Here is a 14,638-nt window from a genome sequence, read left to right as displayed (position 1 = left end):
CGACCTGCCTTGATTGGAAAACAGTGGCAGCGCTCGGCCTCAAGTGCCGAGCACCTCGCAAATCATCTGCAGCAACGCTTGCGGGCTGTAAGGTTTGCCAAGCAGATGCGTATCGGGGCTGAGTTGGTGGTCGCGGGAAATGATGTCGCGGGTATGCCCGGAGGTGAACAGCACCGGCACCGGCGGCGTCTGCACCTTGGCCCATGCGGCCAGATCCGAACTCTTGATCAGGCCGGGCATGACCACATCGGTGAAGATCAGATCAATCTCGATGCCTTCCAGCAACATCTGCATGGCGACGTCGCCATTGCACGCGGTCATCACTCGATAGCCTTCTTCGCGCAGCAACTCCACCGCCGAAGCGCGCACGGCGTCGTTGTCCTCCACCACCAGAATGGTTTCGTGGCCACCGCCCTTGCGTTCGCCGATACTCGCGGTCTCTTCGCGGACCGGGCGCAAGCTGCGCGGGAAATACAACTGCACCCGCGTGCCTTCGCCGAGCTTGCTGTCGATCTCGACGTGGCCGCCACTCTGCTTGACGAAGCCGAAGACCATGCTCAAGCCCAGCCCGGTGCCCTGCCCGTCGGCCTTGGTGGTGAAAAACGGTTCGAAGACCTGTTCCAGCATTTGTGGGGCAATGCCCACGCCGGTGTCGCTGACCGCCACGCGAACATACTCACCGGCCGCGATGCCTTTGCCGGCGCAGTATTCGCTGTCCAGGCAGACGTTGGCGGCGCTGAGGCCAATAACGCCCTCGCCCTTCATCGCGTCGCGGGCGTTGATGGCCAGATTGAGAATCGCGTTTTCCAACTGGTTACGGTCGACGTTGATATGCCACGGCTGCGGCGGCAGTTGCACGTCGATCTGAATGGTTTCGCCCAGGGCGCGTTGCAGCAGTTCGCCGACGCCTTCGAAAATCTGCTCGGGGTTGCACACGGCCGGTGACAGCGGTTGCCGCCGGGCAAAGGCGAGCAATTGCGAAGACAGTTTGGCACCGCGTTCGACCGCCGCCAGCGAAGCCCCGACCCGGCGCTGTACGTTGGCATTGTTCGGCTCATGCCGAGCGAGCAGATGCAGGTTGCCGGCGATCACTTGCAGCAGATTGTTGAAGTCGTGGGCGACGCCGCCGGTGAGGCCGCCGATGGCTTCGAGTTTCTGCGATTGACGCAATTGCTCTTCCGCAGCCAGTCGCGCATCCACTTCGGCGGCTACGCGCTGTTCGAGGTTGCGGGTGAATTTGAGCAGGGATTCTTCGGCGTTCTTGCGCTCATGAATATCGATCAGCACGCCGGGGAAACGAAACGGCTTGCCGTCTTCATCGAACTCGCAGGCACCACTGGCCAAGACCCACAGATACTGGCCGTCGCCACGCTGCACGCGGTATTCGGCGTTGTACGGTTCGCCAGTGCGCACGCAATGGGCAACCCGCTCCTGCACCCACCGATGATCCTCGGGATGGATGCGCGATTCGGCGATCTCTTGTTGCAGATCGCTCAGGTCCTGATCTGGCGGATAGGAAAAGGTGCGGGCGAAACGTTCGTCAGCGGAGAAGCGATTGTTCTTGATGTCCCAGACAAACGAGCCCAGCAGTGCGCCGGCATTCAAGGCCAGACGCACGCGTTCGTTGTCGGCGCGATAAGCGTCTTCCGCCGCCTGGCGCAGGCGCTCGGAGTGCACCAGTTCGGTGGTCTCGACGACCATCGCCATGACGCCGCCGGGCACGCCTTCATCGTTGGCCACCGGGCTGTAATACAAATCCATCCAGACATCTTCGGGGACGCCGTCGCGCAGCAATACCAGCTCTTTGTTGCGATAGGACAAGGTGCCACCGGCCAGGCAGGTGTCGACGACGTGACGGTTGAATTCGGCGACTTCCGGCCAGCCCAGCTCAACCGGGACGCCAAGCAGATAGGGGTGGCGGCCGCCGGCGAATTCGGAATAAGCGTCGTTGTAGATCATGTAGCCGGCGTGGCCCCACAGCATCACCATGGGCAACGGCGAAGCCAGCATCAGTTGCACGGTGTTGCACAGGCTGGCCGGCCAGTCGGCGAGCGGACCCAGTTCGGTATGGCTCCAGTCAAACGCCCGAATGCGTTCGGCCATTTCGCCTTTCCAGCCCTCACAGCCGTGGCTTTCGGATAAAAACTGCATCGCCTGACTCAGTGTCCTTTTTTGCGGTTTTCCGATCTATCGCAACGCTACAACGACGCGACGCCCGTGTGTTTCGAGGCTCTGAAAGCGCATTGGTTTCATTGGAGATATAGCGATTTCCAACGCGAGCCGATTCAGACGCCAATGAGGTGTTTGAGCGGGTGATAGCCGGTTTTCATTTTTGCAGCAACGTCAAGAATCGCTTTCTCGATTCCGTTGAGGTGCGTGCAGGTCAGCTCGATCGCGGCGCTCTGATTGCCGGCCTCGATGTACTCGAGCAGGCGCAGGTGTTCATCGTCGCGGCAGGCCTCGTGACTGTCGTCGTCGAGCGCGGCGGCATACAGCGAGGCGCGCGAGATCAGTTTCTGGAACCAGTCGAGCAGCACCGGATTGTTCAGGCTGCGCGCCAGTTTGAGGTGGAATTCGCCAAGCAAGTGAATCAGCCGTTCATGGTCGCCGGCTGCATGGGCGGCGTCTTCCAGCAGCAAGTGCTCGCGCAGGTCCTGCAGGGCAACGGTGTCCTTGCGTCGGCACAGTTCGGTGACGATGCCGATTTCGATCAGCCGCCGGGTTTCGAACAGCGAACGCAGCTCTGCGTCACTGGGCAAAGAAACCGACGCGCCTTTGTTAGGCTCGGTCGTCACCAGGCCATCGGCCTCCAATTGCTTGAGCGCAGCCCGCACCGAGGTGCGGCTGACATTGAACAGCTCGGCCAGCGAGGCCTCGCCCAGCTTCATGCCGGGGCGCAACGAACGCTTGCTGATCGCCGCGTAAACCCCTTGGTAGACGCGGTCGACCGTGGTTTCCAGTTTCTTTTCGGTCATTCGAACACTCCTTCGGCGTCGGGCAATTCATCCTGGCAATGGCTGGCCATGGAGATTGATCGGATTCCCGTCCCCGTGTGAAGCGCAGAATATCTGCCTTCGGCCCAAAGGTGCAGCCTTTTGATTTATCTCGATTTTGAATAAACAGCCAAAACCTGTGGGAGCGAGCCTGCTCGCAAAGGCGTCGGTACATTCAACATCTGCATTGCCTGAACCACCGCTTTCGCGAGCAAGCTCGCTCCCACAATGGATCGGGGTAAATCAACGATCTTCAGCGCAACCCTCATCCCTGTGGGAGCGAGCCTGCTCGCGAAGGCGTCGGTACATTCAACATCGTCATCGCCTGACACTGCGCTTTCGCGAGCAGACTCACTCCTACAATGATCCGGGGCAAAGCCAACATCTTCAGCGCAACCCAAATACCTGTGGGAGCGAGCTTGCTCGCGAAGGCGGCGGCACAGTCAACATCGTCATCGCCTGACAGTCCGCTTTCGCGAGCAAGCTCGCTCCCACACTGATATGGGGCAGATCGACCATCTTCATCGCAACCAAAATCCCTGTGGGAGCGAGCCTGCTCGCGAAGGCGCTGGCACAGTCAACATCGTCATTGCCTGACACTGCGCTTTCGCGAGCAGGCTCGCTGCCACACTGATATGGGGCAGATCGACCATCTTCATCGCAACCAAAATCCCTGTGGGAGCGAGCTTGCTCGCGAAGGCGTCGGTACATTCAACATCGTCATCGCCTGACACTGCGCTTTCGCGCAGGCTCACTCCCACAATGGATCGGGGCAAATCAACGATCTTCAGCGCAACCCTAATCCCTGTGGGAGCGAGCTTGCTCGCGAAGGCGTCGGTACATTCAACATCGTCATCGCCTGGCCTACCGCTTGCGCGAGCAGACTCACTCTTACATGGAATCAGTGGAAATCCCGGCTCTGCACGTGAATGCCATTGAGTAGTGGACTCAGGTCGCTCATGCGCCCGGCGATCAGGTGGCGCACATCGCCTTCGCGCTCCCAGCGGCCGTCGACCTTGAGCAATTGCGAACCCACCAGCACCTGTCGCTGACGCTCGGCGAGGTCACGCCAGACCACCACGTTGACGTTGCCGAACTCATCTTCCAGCGTCACGAACGTCACGCCGCTGGCCGTACCGGGGCGCTGTCGGCCGGTGACCAGGCCGGCCACGCTGACCGGCCGGCCATGCTCGATATCCATCAATTCCTGCGAGCTGCGGCAGCGCCGGGCCTGCAACTCGCCACGCAACAAGGCCAATGGATGTGGCCCCAGCGTCGTCCCCACCGTGGCGTAATCAGCGTGCAGGTCTTCGCCAACGCTGGGTTTGGGCAGGACGATTTTGACTTCTTCCTCGTTGGGCAGGCCGGCGAACAGGCCGAGTTGTTTCTGTACCCCGGCCACTTCCCAACGCGCGCGATGGCGATGCCCGGCCAGACCGCGCAAAGCGCCGGAGTCAGCCAGCAAGGCCTGCGCACGACTGTCGAGAGCGGCGCGCTCACCCAGGTCAGCGACATCGGCAAAGGCTCCGTGTCGGCGCGCGGCTTCGATGCGCCGGGCATCTTCTTCGCGAAAACCCTTGATCATGCGCAGGCCCATGCGAATCGCCGGCTGCCCGGCACTCAGCGGTTCGAGGCTGCAATCCCAGTCGCTGGCGCGCACGTCCACCGGACGGATCTGTAACTGGTGCCGGCGCGCGTCCTGCAGAATCTGGTCAGGGCTGTAGAAACCCATCGGCCAACTATTGATCAGCGCACAGGCGAACGCCGCCGGCTCGTGGCACTTGAGCCAGCAACTGGCGTAGGTCAGCAAAGCAAAACTGGCGGCATGGGATTCGGGGAAGCCGTAACTGCCGAACCCCTTGATCTGCTCGAAGATCTGCGCGGCAAATTCCGGCGTGTAGCCATTCTTTTTCATGCCGGCGGCAAGACGTTCCTTGTGCGGCTCCAGTCCGCCATGGCGTTTCCACGCCGCCATGGAACGGCGCAACTGATCGGCCTCCCCGGGGCTATAGTCGGCAGCGACGATGGCGATCTGCATGACCTGTTCCTGGAACAACGGCACGCCCAGAGTTCTTTCCAGCACGACTTTGAGCGCCGGCGATGGATAGGTTTCCGCCTCTTCGTTATTGCGTCGGCGCAGATACGGATGAACCATGCCGCCTTGAATCGGCCCGGGCCGGACGATCGCCACTTCAATCACCAGATCGTAGAAAGTCTTTGGCTTCAGGCGCGGCAGCATCGACATCTGCGCCCGAGACTCGATCTGGAACACGCCGACGGTATCGGCGCGGCTGATCATTTCGTAGGTCGGTTTGTCTTCGGGCGGGATTGTCGCGAGTGTCAGGTTCAGATCACGATGCCGGCGCAGCAGGTCGAAGCAGCGGCGAATCGCACTGAGCATGCCCAAGGCGAGAATATCCACCTTGAGCAGGCCGACCGCATCGAGGTCGTCCTTGTCCCACTGAATGATGGTGCGGTCGGCCATTGCCGCGTTTTCGACCGGCACCAAGGTGTCCAGCGGCTGCTCGGAAATCACAAAACCGCCGGGATGCTGCGACAGGTGCCGGGGGAAGCCGATCAGTTGCCCGGTCAGGCTCAATACCCGGCGCAGCACCGGGCTGTCCGGATCGAAGCCACCTTCGCGCAAGCGTTCCAGCGGCGGCGTTTCATCACTCCAGCGCCCGCAGCAGTCGGCCAGCGCGTTGATCTGATCCGGCGGCAGGCCGAGAGCCTTGGCCACATCGCGCACGGCGCCGGTGGCGTGATAGGTGCTGACCACCGCCGTCAACGCCGCACGCCGCCGGCCGTAACGGTTGAACACGTATTGCAGGACTTCTTCGCGGCGCTCGTGCTCGAAATCAACATCGATGTCCGGCGGCTCATTGCGTTCCTTGGACATGAAGCGTTCGAACAATAGCGTGGTGCGGTCCGGGTCGATCTCGGTGATGCCCAAGGCAAAACACACCGCCGAGTTGGCTGCCGAACCACGGCCCTGACAGAGGATGTTCTGTGTGCGGGCAAAGCGCACCACGTCATGCACGGTGAGGAAGTAGCTTTCGTAGCCGAGTTCGGCGATCAATTGCAGCTCGTCATCGATCTGCTTGAGCACCTTGGCCTGAGGCCCTTTCGGCCAGCGCCAGGCAATGCCCTCCTCGGTCAGATGGCGCAACCAGGAACTGGCACTGTGACCAGCAGGCACCAGCTCTTTCGGGTACTGATAGCGCAGTTCGCTCAGATCGAAGGTGCAACGTCGGGCCAGTTTGACCGATTCCTCGAGCAAGGCCGGCGGATACAATTCGCGCAGCACATCAAGGCAACGCAAATGCCGCTCGCCGTTGGGATGCAGGCGCAAACCCGCTTCGGCCACGGGGACGTGATGACGGATCGCGGTCATGGTGTCCTGCAAGGCACGGCGCCCCCGGGCGTGCATGTGCACATCGCCGCTGGCCACGGCTGGAATCTGCAACTCAGCCGCCAGAGCCAACAATGCCGCCAGGCGCTGCTGATCGTTCTGCCCGCGATGCAGTTGCACCGTGAGCCACAGGCGGTCGCCGAAGGTTTGTTTCAGCCAGCGCCCTTCCTCCCGGTCATCCACTGATTCCGGCACCCACAACACCAGCAAACCCGGCAGTGCTTCGGCGAAGTCTTCGCGCAGCACCTGATACTGGCCTTTCTGCGTACGGCGCCGAGCCTGGGTGATCAAGCCGCACAAGGCCTGATAACCGGCAAGGTTTTCCACCAGCAGCACCAGTTTCGGGCCGTTGTCGATGCGTATCTCGCTGCCGATGATCAACGGCAACTCAACGGACTTCGCCGCTTGCCAAGCACGGACGATTCCGGCCAGGGTGCATTCGTCGGTAATCGCCAGCGCCTGATAACCGTGCTTTTTCGCCCGTTGGAACAGCTCCAGCGCGCTCGAAGCTCCGCGCTGGAAACTGAAGTTCGACAGGCAATGCAGTTCGGCGTAATCGGCACTCATGCGAACCAGCCTTGCAGCCACAGCGGACCGCCCTCACCCACCGCCCGCCAGGCCCAACCCTGCTGACCGGCGCGGTTCTGGATCAGGTAGTAATCACGCCGCACGTCGCCACCGTCCCACCAACCGGATTCGATGCGCTCCGGCCCCATGAGAATCCGCGCCGAACCTTCCGGCACGCTTTGCGGTTCGTTGAGCAGCCAGCCCGGACGCTGCACGCTGGGCAACCCCGTGCAAAGGTGTTTATCGGCAGCGTTCTGCCACGCGCACTCAGGGCGATGATCGGCCTGAAAGCGCAGCCCCTGCACCGCGTCATCACCCAGCCGTGCGCGCAGACGTTCGCGCAATTGCTCCCAGGGCAAGGTCTGCTGCGGACGATCGTCAAACAGCTCCTGATACTGCGGAACGAAACTCGGCAGGTCTTCGGCGCGCAAGCGAAAACCACGCACCGGTGCTTCGACCTGGACTTGCTCCAGCCGGCCACGGGCCAGTTCAAACAGCATTGCCGCGTCACGCTCGGCGCTGAGCAGGCCGACCTTGATCACTGTGTCCGGCAGCCCGGCGTGTTCCAGAAGCAAATCGAAGCGCTGCACACCGCTGTCGCGCCCGCAGAGGAACGCCGACAAATCGCCGGTCAAGCGCCGTAACGGGAACAGCAAGGCTTGATGGGATTGCACGTCGAAATTCAGTTCGATGCGGATATCGAAACGGTCGGGCGGCAGATAGAACGCCAGCGCCAGAGGGCGTGCGCCGAACAGCGTGTCGAGGTGTTTGAGCATTTGTGCTTCGAAACGTCGGGCCAGTGCCTGGCGTGGCAGGCTTTGCACCTGACTGAGATTGCGCAGGCCCATGCGCGACAATGCGGTGGCGACATTCGGCTCCAGCCCGACACGATCAACCGGCAATTGCCCGAGATGATGCTGCAAGGCCTCGCCGTCCGGCACCACCAAACCATCGTAGGCGTTGGCCAGCACCCGAGCGGCCACCGGGTTCGGCGCGGCGACGATGCGGTGACGAAAGCCCAGGTCTTTCAACTCCTGGCGCAGGCGAGCTTCGAATTGCGGCCAGGTACCGAACAGGCCCAGGCTCGATTCGATCTCGAAGACCACGGTGCGCGGGTAATGCACGCTGACTTGCGCGCTGAAACGATAGGCCCACGCGGCGAGAAACTGTTGCCAGTGCGCAACCTCGGCCACCTCATAATCGGCGGTGGCAAAGCCTTTGCTCATGGCTTGCGCGGCGGTCATCGACATGCCGGGACGCAGACCGAGTTTGCGCGCCGCCGGATTCACCGCTTGCAGCACCCGGCGCTGGGCCGGGCCACTAAGCAGGACCAGCGGCTCCTCAGGGTCGGGCCGCTGACGCAGCACGGCATCGAGGGCCAATTGCGGAAACAGGATGCATACCCAGCGCATGACGATCAGTGCCCCACGACAAAGGCAATCGGCGTCGCACGCGCCAGCCCGCCACGGCACTTGAGCACGCGTAGCTGCGCCGGTTTGGCATCGATGGCTATGCGTAACGCTGCAGGTGACGGGTTGACCGCCTCGCTTAACGGGCGCCAGGCGAATGCCAGGGTCTGGCCGGTTTCCGCCGCCACCTGCAAACGCCGCAAGGCTCGGTCATCGGCCTTGTTAGGCCAGCACAGCACCGCGCCGCAACTGCCCGAACGCAGGCATTGCTCCGCCGCCCACAAGGCATCGCGCTCGCTGGCCTGAATCACCGACAACTGGCGCAGATCAACCCCGGCATTGGCCCACGCTTGTGGGTACGGCAAGAACGGCGGCGCCACCAGCACGATGCGCTCACCCGCCGCGGACAATCGCGCCAGGGTTGGCCAGACCAGTTGCAACTCGCCGACACCGGGGCCGGCCAAGAGAATTTCACTCAGCGCCGCTTCCGGCCAGCCGCCGCTGGGCAGAGCCGCGTCCAATGCCGCATGCCCGGTCGGCTGCGGACTCGCCGCCGGTGGCGCAGGCCTGCCGCGCCAGACCTGGCCGCCATTGAACAGCGTATCCAGTGCAACGACGGCGCCCATCAGCCTTGCCTCACCAGACCACAGAACACGCCTTCGATGGCCAGATCCTGATCCTTACGCACAACGATGGGCTGATAGGCCGGGTTGCGCGGCAGCAGGCGCACTTCATCCCCGACCCGTTCGAAGCGTTTGATGGTGACTTCACCGTCCAGACGCGCAACGACGATCTGGCCGTTCAGCGCCTCAGGATTGTGCCGTACACCGACCAGATCGCCATCGAGAATGCCGTCTTCGATCATCGAGTCACCCTGCACCCGCAGCATGTAATCCGGGGTGCGGGAGAACAGCGCCGGGTCGAGCAGCAAACGGTTATGGATATCGGCATCGGCGCCAATCGGTGCGCCGGCAGCCACGCGACCGAGTACGGGAATCTCCAGCAGCTCCGGACGCGGCGGCTGACCGAGCAAACGAATGCCCCGGGCCTGATGCGGATTGACTTCGATAAAACCGGCTTCGCTGAGCGCCAGCACATGCTTGCGCGCCACGCTGCGCGAGGCAAAACCAAAAGCCTCGCTGATTTCAGCGAGGCTTGGGGGCTGACCGTGCTCGGCGATGCGATCGCGGATAAAGGTCAGAATGGCGGTACGGCGGGGAGTCAGGTTCGTCATGGAGTACATTTGTACTCCTGTGGGAAATGCCTGACAAGAACCGCCAGTCGGCGCAAGCCGACGCAGGGAGCTGCAATCAGATCAATCTGTGACCACAGTCCCTGTGGGAGCGAGCCTGCTCGCGAAGGCGTCGGCACATTAATCATCATCGTCGCCTGACACTACGCTTTCGCGAGCAGGCTCGCTCCCACAGGGGGCCAGGAAAAGTCAGGAATTCAGTTGCGCCAGGTACGCCCACGGGTAAATCCCGCGTTGATGCCCGTCGCTGAACACCAGTTGCACGCCATACCCCTGCGGGTTGACCTCGATCAGGCGCACGCGCTCATCAACCAGCGGCGTGACGCCGCGCAGGCGAAACGCGCGGCATTGCGAGCACGGGCATTGCCGGCGCAGATCGGCATGCTTGAGCAGTGATTCACGCCCGTCCGGCCAACTCAGGCGTAACGTGCGCTCACTTTGCGAGTTGCCCACCGACAGCGGGTTCATTGCAACTGACTCAACGCGATGCGTACGGCTTTGCGCACTTCCGGGTCGCCGTCGTCCTGCGCCGCCTGCAACGCGGCCACGGCGCCGCGATCGTTCAATTCACCGAGGGCCAGCGCAGCTTCCTTGCGCAGGTTGCTGATGCGGTGGCCGAGGGTTTCGATCAGCGCGTCCAGGGCCGGGACGAAGCGCAAGCGACCGAGACTGCGGGTGGCGCGCAGGCGCACCTGCCAGTAATCATCGCTCAGCGCATCGACCAAGGCCGGGCCGGCGTCGCTGTGACCGACCTTGCCCAGCGTGGTCGCAGCTTCTTCGCGCACTTGCCAGGCAGGGTCGCGCAACGCCTGGCGCAACGCCGGCAGCACTTCGGCGTCGCTGGCCAGACCGAGCGCGCCGGTGGCGGCGCGGCGCACTTCGGTGTCCGGGTCGTCGCTGGCCAGGCGCGCCAGGGCTGGCAGCGCGTCGAGCTGTTTGAGCCAGCCGAGCACACCGACCGCTTCGCGACGGACATTGGCATCGGTGTCCTTCAACGCTGCGACGGCAGCCGGCGCGGCCTCGGCGAAGCGCAATTCGCGTAACGCCCGAAAGGCGGCGATGCGCACACTGACATCGGCATGGACGGTCCACGGCAGAATCACCCGCCCCGCCGCTGCTGTCTTGAGCAGGCTCAGGCTTTGCGCCGCCGCCGATTGCACAGCGGGCGACGGATCGGTCAGCCCCTCGCACAAGGCTTGCACAACCGCTTCGTCCTCCCACGCTTCGAGCAATCGCGCGGCTTCAGCGCGGACGTCCTCGGCGGGATCCTGCCGCAGCCGATCGACCAGCCAGAGCAAGCCATCCGGCTCTTCCAGATCGGCCAGATCAATCAGGGCAATGCGCCGCACGCCAGGGTCTTCAGCCGTCAGGCGCGGTTGCAGGGCGAGGATGTCTTCGTTGTCGGTTACAGCAAAAATAGAGGTCATAAGGCAAATCGCGGCAAAGGGTTTTCAGGAGGCAGGCCGAGCGGATTGAGGCGCGGCAGCGGTCGGTCGTTGTCGTGGCGCAGCAGGTCAAGGCAATGGCGTTTCAGGCGAGCGAACTCGGGGCTGGTCACCAGTTCACTGATACGCGGGCGTGGAAAGTCCAGACGCAGGTCTTCGATGATTCGCCCTGGTCGCGCGCTCATTACCAGCAAGCGATCGGCTAGAAACAGCGCCTCGTCGATGTCATGGGTGACGAAAACCACGGTCGTGCGGATGCGCGTCCAGATGTCCAGCAACAGTTCCTGCATGTTCAAGCGGGTCAGCGCATCCAGCGCGCCGAACGGCTCGTCCATCAGCAACAGGCGCGGGCGATTGACCAGCACCCGGGCAATCTCCACCCGCTGCTGCATGCCTCCGGAGAGTTGATCCGGCCAGCGCTCGGCGAAGCCTTCGAGGCCGACCAGTTTGAGGATTTCATCAGCCGCGCGATGCCGCTCAGCCTTGCCGACGCCGCGCATCTTCAGGCCGAAGGCGACGTTGTCGCGCACCGTACGCCACGGGAACAGCGTGTGGTGCTGAAACACCATGCCGCGCTGCGGCGACGGGCCGGCCACCGCGCTGCCGTCGACTTTCAAGCTGCCGGTACTGGCATTCAAGTGCCCGGCCAGAGCGCCGAGCAAGGTCGACTTGCCGCAACCGGACGGGCCGAGAATGCACACGAACTGCCCGGGTTCGATCTGGCAATCGAGGCCCTGCACCGCTTCGAAAGCCTCGCGGCCCTGGCCGAGGACAATGGACAATTGGCGGATGTCGATCCGCCCTTCCGGGGTTTGCATCACGCTCATCAGGCTTTGCCTCGCGGTCGATGCCAAGGCGTGAACAAGCCGCCCAGGCATTTGATCAGCCAACTGCTGCCCATGCCCAACACGCCGATCAGGAGCATGCCGACGACAATGTCGGCGTAGTTCTGAATGGTGTAGGACTCCCAGGTGTAGTAACCGATGCCGTACTGCCCGGAGATCATTTCCGCCGTCACCAGACAGAACCACGAAGTGCCCATGCCGATCGCCAGGCCCGTGATGATGCTCGGTGCAGCGCCGGGCAAAATCACTTCCAGCAGAATCGCCCGCCGCCCTGCTCCCAGGCTTTTTGCCGAGGCGATCAGGCGTGGATCGACGCCTTCGACGCCGTGCACGGTGTTGAGCAGGATCGGGAACAGCGCGCCGGTGAAGGTAATGAAGACCATCGACAATTCCGAGGACGGAAACATCAGGATCGCCAGCGGAATCCACGCCACGGCGGGGATTGGGCGCAGGACTTCCAATGGTGGGAGCAGAATGTCTTCGGCCCATTTCGACCGGCCGATGGCCAGGCCCAGGGCGATGCCGATGAACAACGCCGCCAGATAGCCGGCGAAGACGCGGCCCAGACTGCTGCTCAAGTGCTGCCAGAGTTTTCCCGAGTCGCCCAGGCCCAGAGCGGCTTCGACGACGGCCAAGGGAGTTGGCACGTTGGCGAAGGTGACCAGGCCGAGGTTCCAGTGGTGGCTGGCGGCGAGTTGCCAGAACAGCAGGCAGAGCAACAGAGAGCTCGTCCTCGGAATCCAGCGCAAACAGGATCGATACACAAATATTCCTCTCAACCAGATCCTACAGGGGGAATGCAGTGTTTTTTGGGGTTAGCGCACGGCAACGACCTGGGCAGTGGCATCGCTGAAATCGAACACCTTGCCACCCTGCGCCGCAGCGTATTGCTGGGCCTGGCCTTTGAGCAGAAATGCACTGAGGCGGCCCTTGGCATCGCTGGCAAACCACGCCTGTTCAGCGAGCAACTTGATCCCGCTGTCAGTGGCCTGCGCATACACCGCCCGAACGTTCTTGCCCTCTTGCTTCAACGCCGCCAGCGCGGTGAACGCCGCTTCAGCCGAGCCGTAACGGCGAATTTTTTCCTCGCCACGCACCCAGATTTCCGCGACATGGCTGACATCGGTGATGGCTTTGCCCGTCGTCGCATCCACGCCCGGCAATGGCGTCTGCGCGTAGTTGGTCAGTTGCGCGCTGTAATCGAGGTTCGAAGCCTTGAAGGCAGCGCGGATGTATTGGTCATCGATAAAGCTGTTCAGATCGAGTCCGCGATCGGCTTTCTTCAGCAGCTTCAAGGTATCGATAGCGGTGCCAACGGCCTGGCGGTATTCGGGCTTCCAGCTCAGGTCGCGGGTCTGCACCCCGAGTGGGCCGTGGAACAGGTAGTTGACCTCGGCATCGACCCCGGTGACTTTGGCGATCAGTTCGCTGTACTTCTCCGGTTCGGCGGCGAGCAGTTGGTTGGCTTCGATGCTCGCGCGCAGGTAGGCGACGACGATTTCCGGGTACTTTTTGGCGTAGGCCTGATCGACCAATGCGCCATGGAAAGTCGGCGCGTTGGCCTGGGCGCCGTCGTAGATCTTGCGGGCGAAACCACGGCTCGGGAACAGCTCGGCGAACGGTACAAAATCGGCGTGGGCGTCGATCTTGCCGGCCTGCAATGCCGAGCCGGCGACTTCCGGTGGCTGGGCGATGATGTTGACATCCTTGAGCGGATCCCAGCCCTGCTCTGCCACGGCGCGCAGCAACATGCCGTGGGCGGTGGAGGCGAACGGCACCGAGATGGTCTTGCCCTTGAGCTCACTCAAGCTCTGCACGGCCGAGGCGCTCGGCACCACAATGCCATTACCGCTGCCCTTGATGCTGCCCGACAGCACGCTGATGAACAGGCTGTGCTTGCCCGCCGTTTCGAACGCCACACCGTTGAACGCACCGGGGAAATCGGCCATGGCGCCGAAGTCGAGCTTGCCGGCGACCATCTCGTTGGTCAGCGGCGCGCCACTGGTGAAGTTCTTCCACTGCACATCGTACTTCGCGTCTTTGTAGACGCCGTCGTGGGGCAGGTATTTTTCCAGCAGACCCAGTTCACGGATCAACAGGCCACCGGCGGCGCAGTTGATGGTGGTGTCCTGAGTGCCGATGGCGATGCGGATGGTTTCGGCCGAGGCCGACAAGGTGAATGAGGCCAGTAGCAGACCGGCAAGTGCTGCACGCAACATGAGTGTTTCCCCTCGAATCATTGGTTTGAAGTTCGTCTCCGCCGCGATCAGGGCGCGGTGGGAAACGAGGGGTTTTGGTGAATCGAGCGTCCGGGGTTTCCGGATAGCTAATGGCTTGCCACACCATTGAATGTGGGAAACCTTTGTGGGAGGGGGCTTGCTCCCGAATGCGTTTTTTCAGTCAAGGGTGATGCCAGCAATGCCGGCCTCTTCGGGAGCAAGCCCCCTCCCACCTTCGACCGGGTTTCAACGCAGGAGATAGGGGATGTCGACTTTGACGGCCCCCGTCGGGCAATCCTTCTCGCATGGCATGCAGTACCAGCATTCATCGAACGCCATGTAGGCCTTTTGCGTGGCCGGGTTGATCGCCAGCAGGTCCATCGGGCAGACGTCGACGCACACCGTGCAGCCCTTTTCCGCGATGCATTTGTCCTCGTCGACGGTGACCGGGGCATTGGAGCGGAAGAAGATTTCCTGAGCTTGATAAGCCATGGTT

The 14,638-nt window shown here is 62.5% G+C and carries 12 protein-coding genes; all 12 read right to left on the bottom strand.

All coding sequences use genetic code 11. The features are described from left to right. Positions 1–39: 39 nt before the first annotated feature. Positions 40–2,151 (bottom strand): ATP-binding protein, encoded by a 2,112-nt coding sequence (locus ACZ0AZ_RS21160; RefSeq protein ID WP_129998562.1) that lies wholly within the window; start codon positions 2,149–2,151, stop codon positions 40–42. A 134-nt stretch (positions 2,152–2,285) separates the two neighbouring features. Next, entirely contained in the window at positions 2,286–2,975 is a 690-nt protein-coding gene (locus ACZ0AZ_RS21155) for a GntR family transcriptional regulator (RefSeq protein WP_129998561.1), read from the bottom strand. Positions 2,976–3,894: 919 nt separating this feature from the next. After that, positions 3,895–6,972 (bottom strand): error-prone DNA polymerase, encoded by a 3,078-nt coding sequence (locus ACZ0AZ_RS21150; protein ID WP_463538069.1) that lies wholly within the window; start codon positions 6,970–6,972, stop codon positions 3,895–3,897. Next, entirely contained in the window at positions 6,969–8,384 is a 1,416-nt protein-coding gene (locus ACZ0AZ_RS21145) for a Y-family DNA polymerase (protein ID WP_129998559.1), read from the bottom strand. Before ACZ0AZ_RS21145 ends, ACZ0AZ_RS21150 begins: the two co-directional genes overlap by 4 nt. Before the next feature lie 5 nt (positions 8,385–8,389). Next, entirely contained in the window at positions 8,390–9,007 is a 618-nt protein-coding gene (imuA, locus tag ACZ0AZ_RS21140) for a translesion DNA synthesis-associated protein ImuA (RefSeq protein ID WP_129998558.1), read from the bottom strand. After that, positions 9,007–9,624, bottom strand: coding sequence for a transcriptional repressor LexA (lexA, locus tag ACZ0AZ_RS21135; RefSeq protein ID WP_463538068.1), 618 nt, complete (start codon positions 9,622–9,624; stop codon positions 9,007–9,009). Before lexA ends, imuA begins: the two co-directional genes overlap by 1 nt. A 198-nt stretch (positions 9,625–9,822) precedes the next feature. Continuing rightward, on the bottom strand, positions 9,823–10,101 hold the full coding sequence (locus tag ACZ0AZ_RS21130; RefSeq protein ID WP_463538067.1) for a DUF971 domain-containing protein: 279 nt from the start codon (positions 10,099–10,101) through the stop codon (positions 9,823–9,825). Beyond that, entirely contained in the window at positions 10,098–11,060 is a 963-nt protein-coding gene (locus tag ACZ0AZ_RS21125; RefSeq protein WP_463538066.1) for a HEAT repeat domain-containing protein, read from the bottom strand. The genes ACZ0AZ_RS21130 and ACZ0AZ_RS21125 overlap by 4 nt, the downstream gene beginning before the upstream one ends. Then, a complete protein-coding gene (locus tag ACZ0AZ_RS21120) occupies positions 11,057–11,905 on the bottom strand; it encodes an ABC transporter ATP-binding protein (RefSeq protein ID WP_039758693.1) in 849 nt (282 codons plus the stop codon). The genes ACZ0AZ_RS21125 and ACZ0AZ_RS21120 overlap by 4 nt, the downstream gene beginning before the upstream one ends. Beyond that, on the bottom strand, positions 11,905–12,687 hold the full coding sequence (locus ACZ0AZ_RS21115; protein WP_463538065.1) for an ABC transporter permease: 783 nt from the start codon (positions 12,685–12,687) through the stop codon (positions 11,905–11,907). The genes ACZ0AZ_RS21120 and ACZ0AZ_RS21115 overlap by 1 nt, the downstream gene beginning before the upstream one ends. Before the next feature lie 51 nt (positions 12,688–12,738). Next, positions 12,739–14,142 (bottom strand): ABC transporter substrate-binding protein, encoded by a 1,404-nt coding sequence (locus ACZ0AZ_RS21110; protein ID WP_463538064.1) that lies wholly within the window; start codon positions 14,140–14,142, stop codon positions 12,739–12,741. A gap of 246 nt (positions 14,143–14,388) precedes the next feature. Continuing rightward, positions 14,389–14,634, bottom strand: a complete 246-nt coding sequence (locus ACZ0AZ_RS21105; protein WP_003225615.1) for a 4Fe-4S dicluster domain-containing protein — start codon at positions 14,632–14,634, stop codon at positions 14,389–14,391. Between the last annotated feature and the right edge of the window lie 4 nt (positions 14,635–14,638).

Source organism: Pseudomonas sp. AC239, from assembly GCF_979258545.1.
Note: the sequence above shows the minus strand (reverse complement) of the source record. Positions and strands in the feature narration are given on the sequence as shown.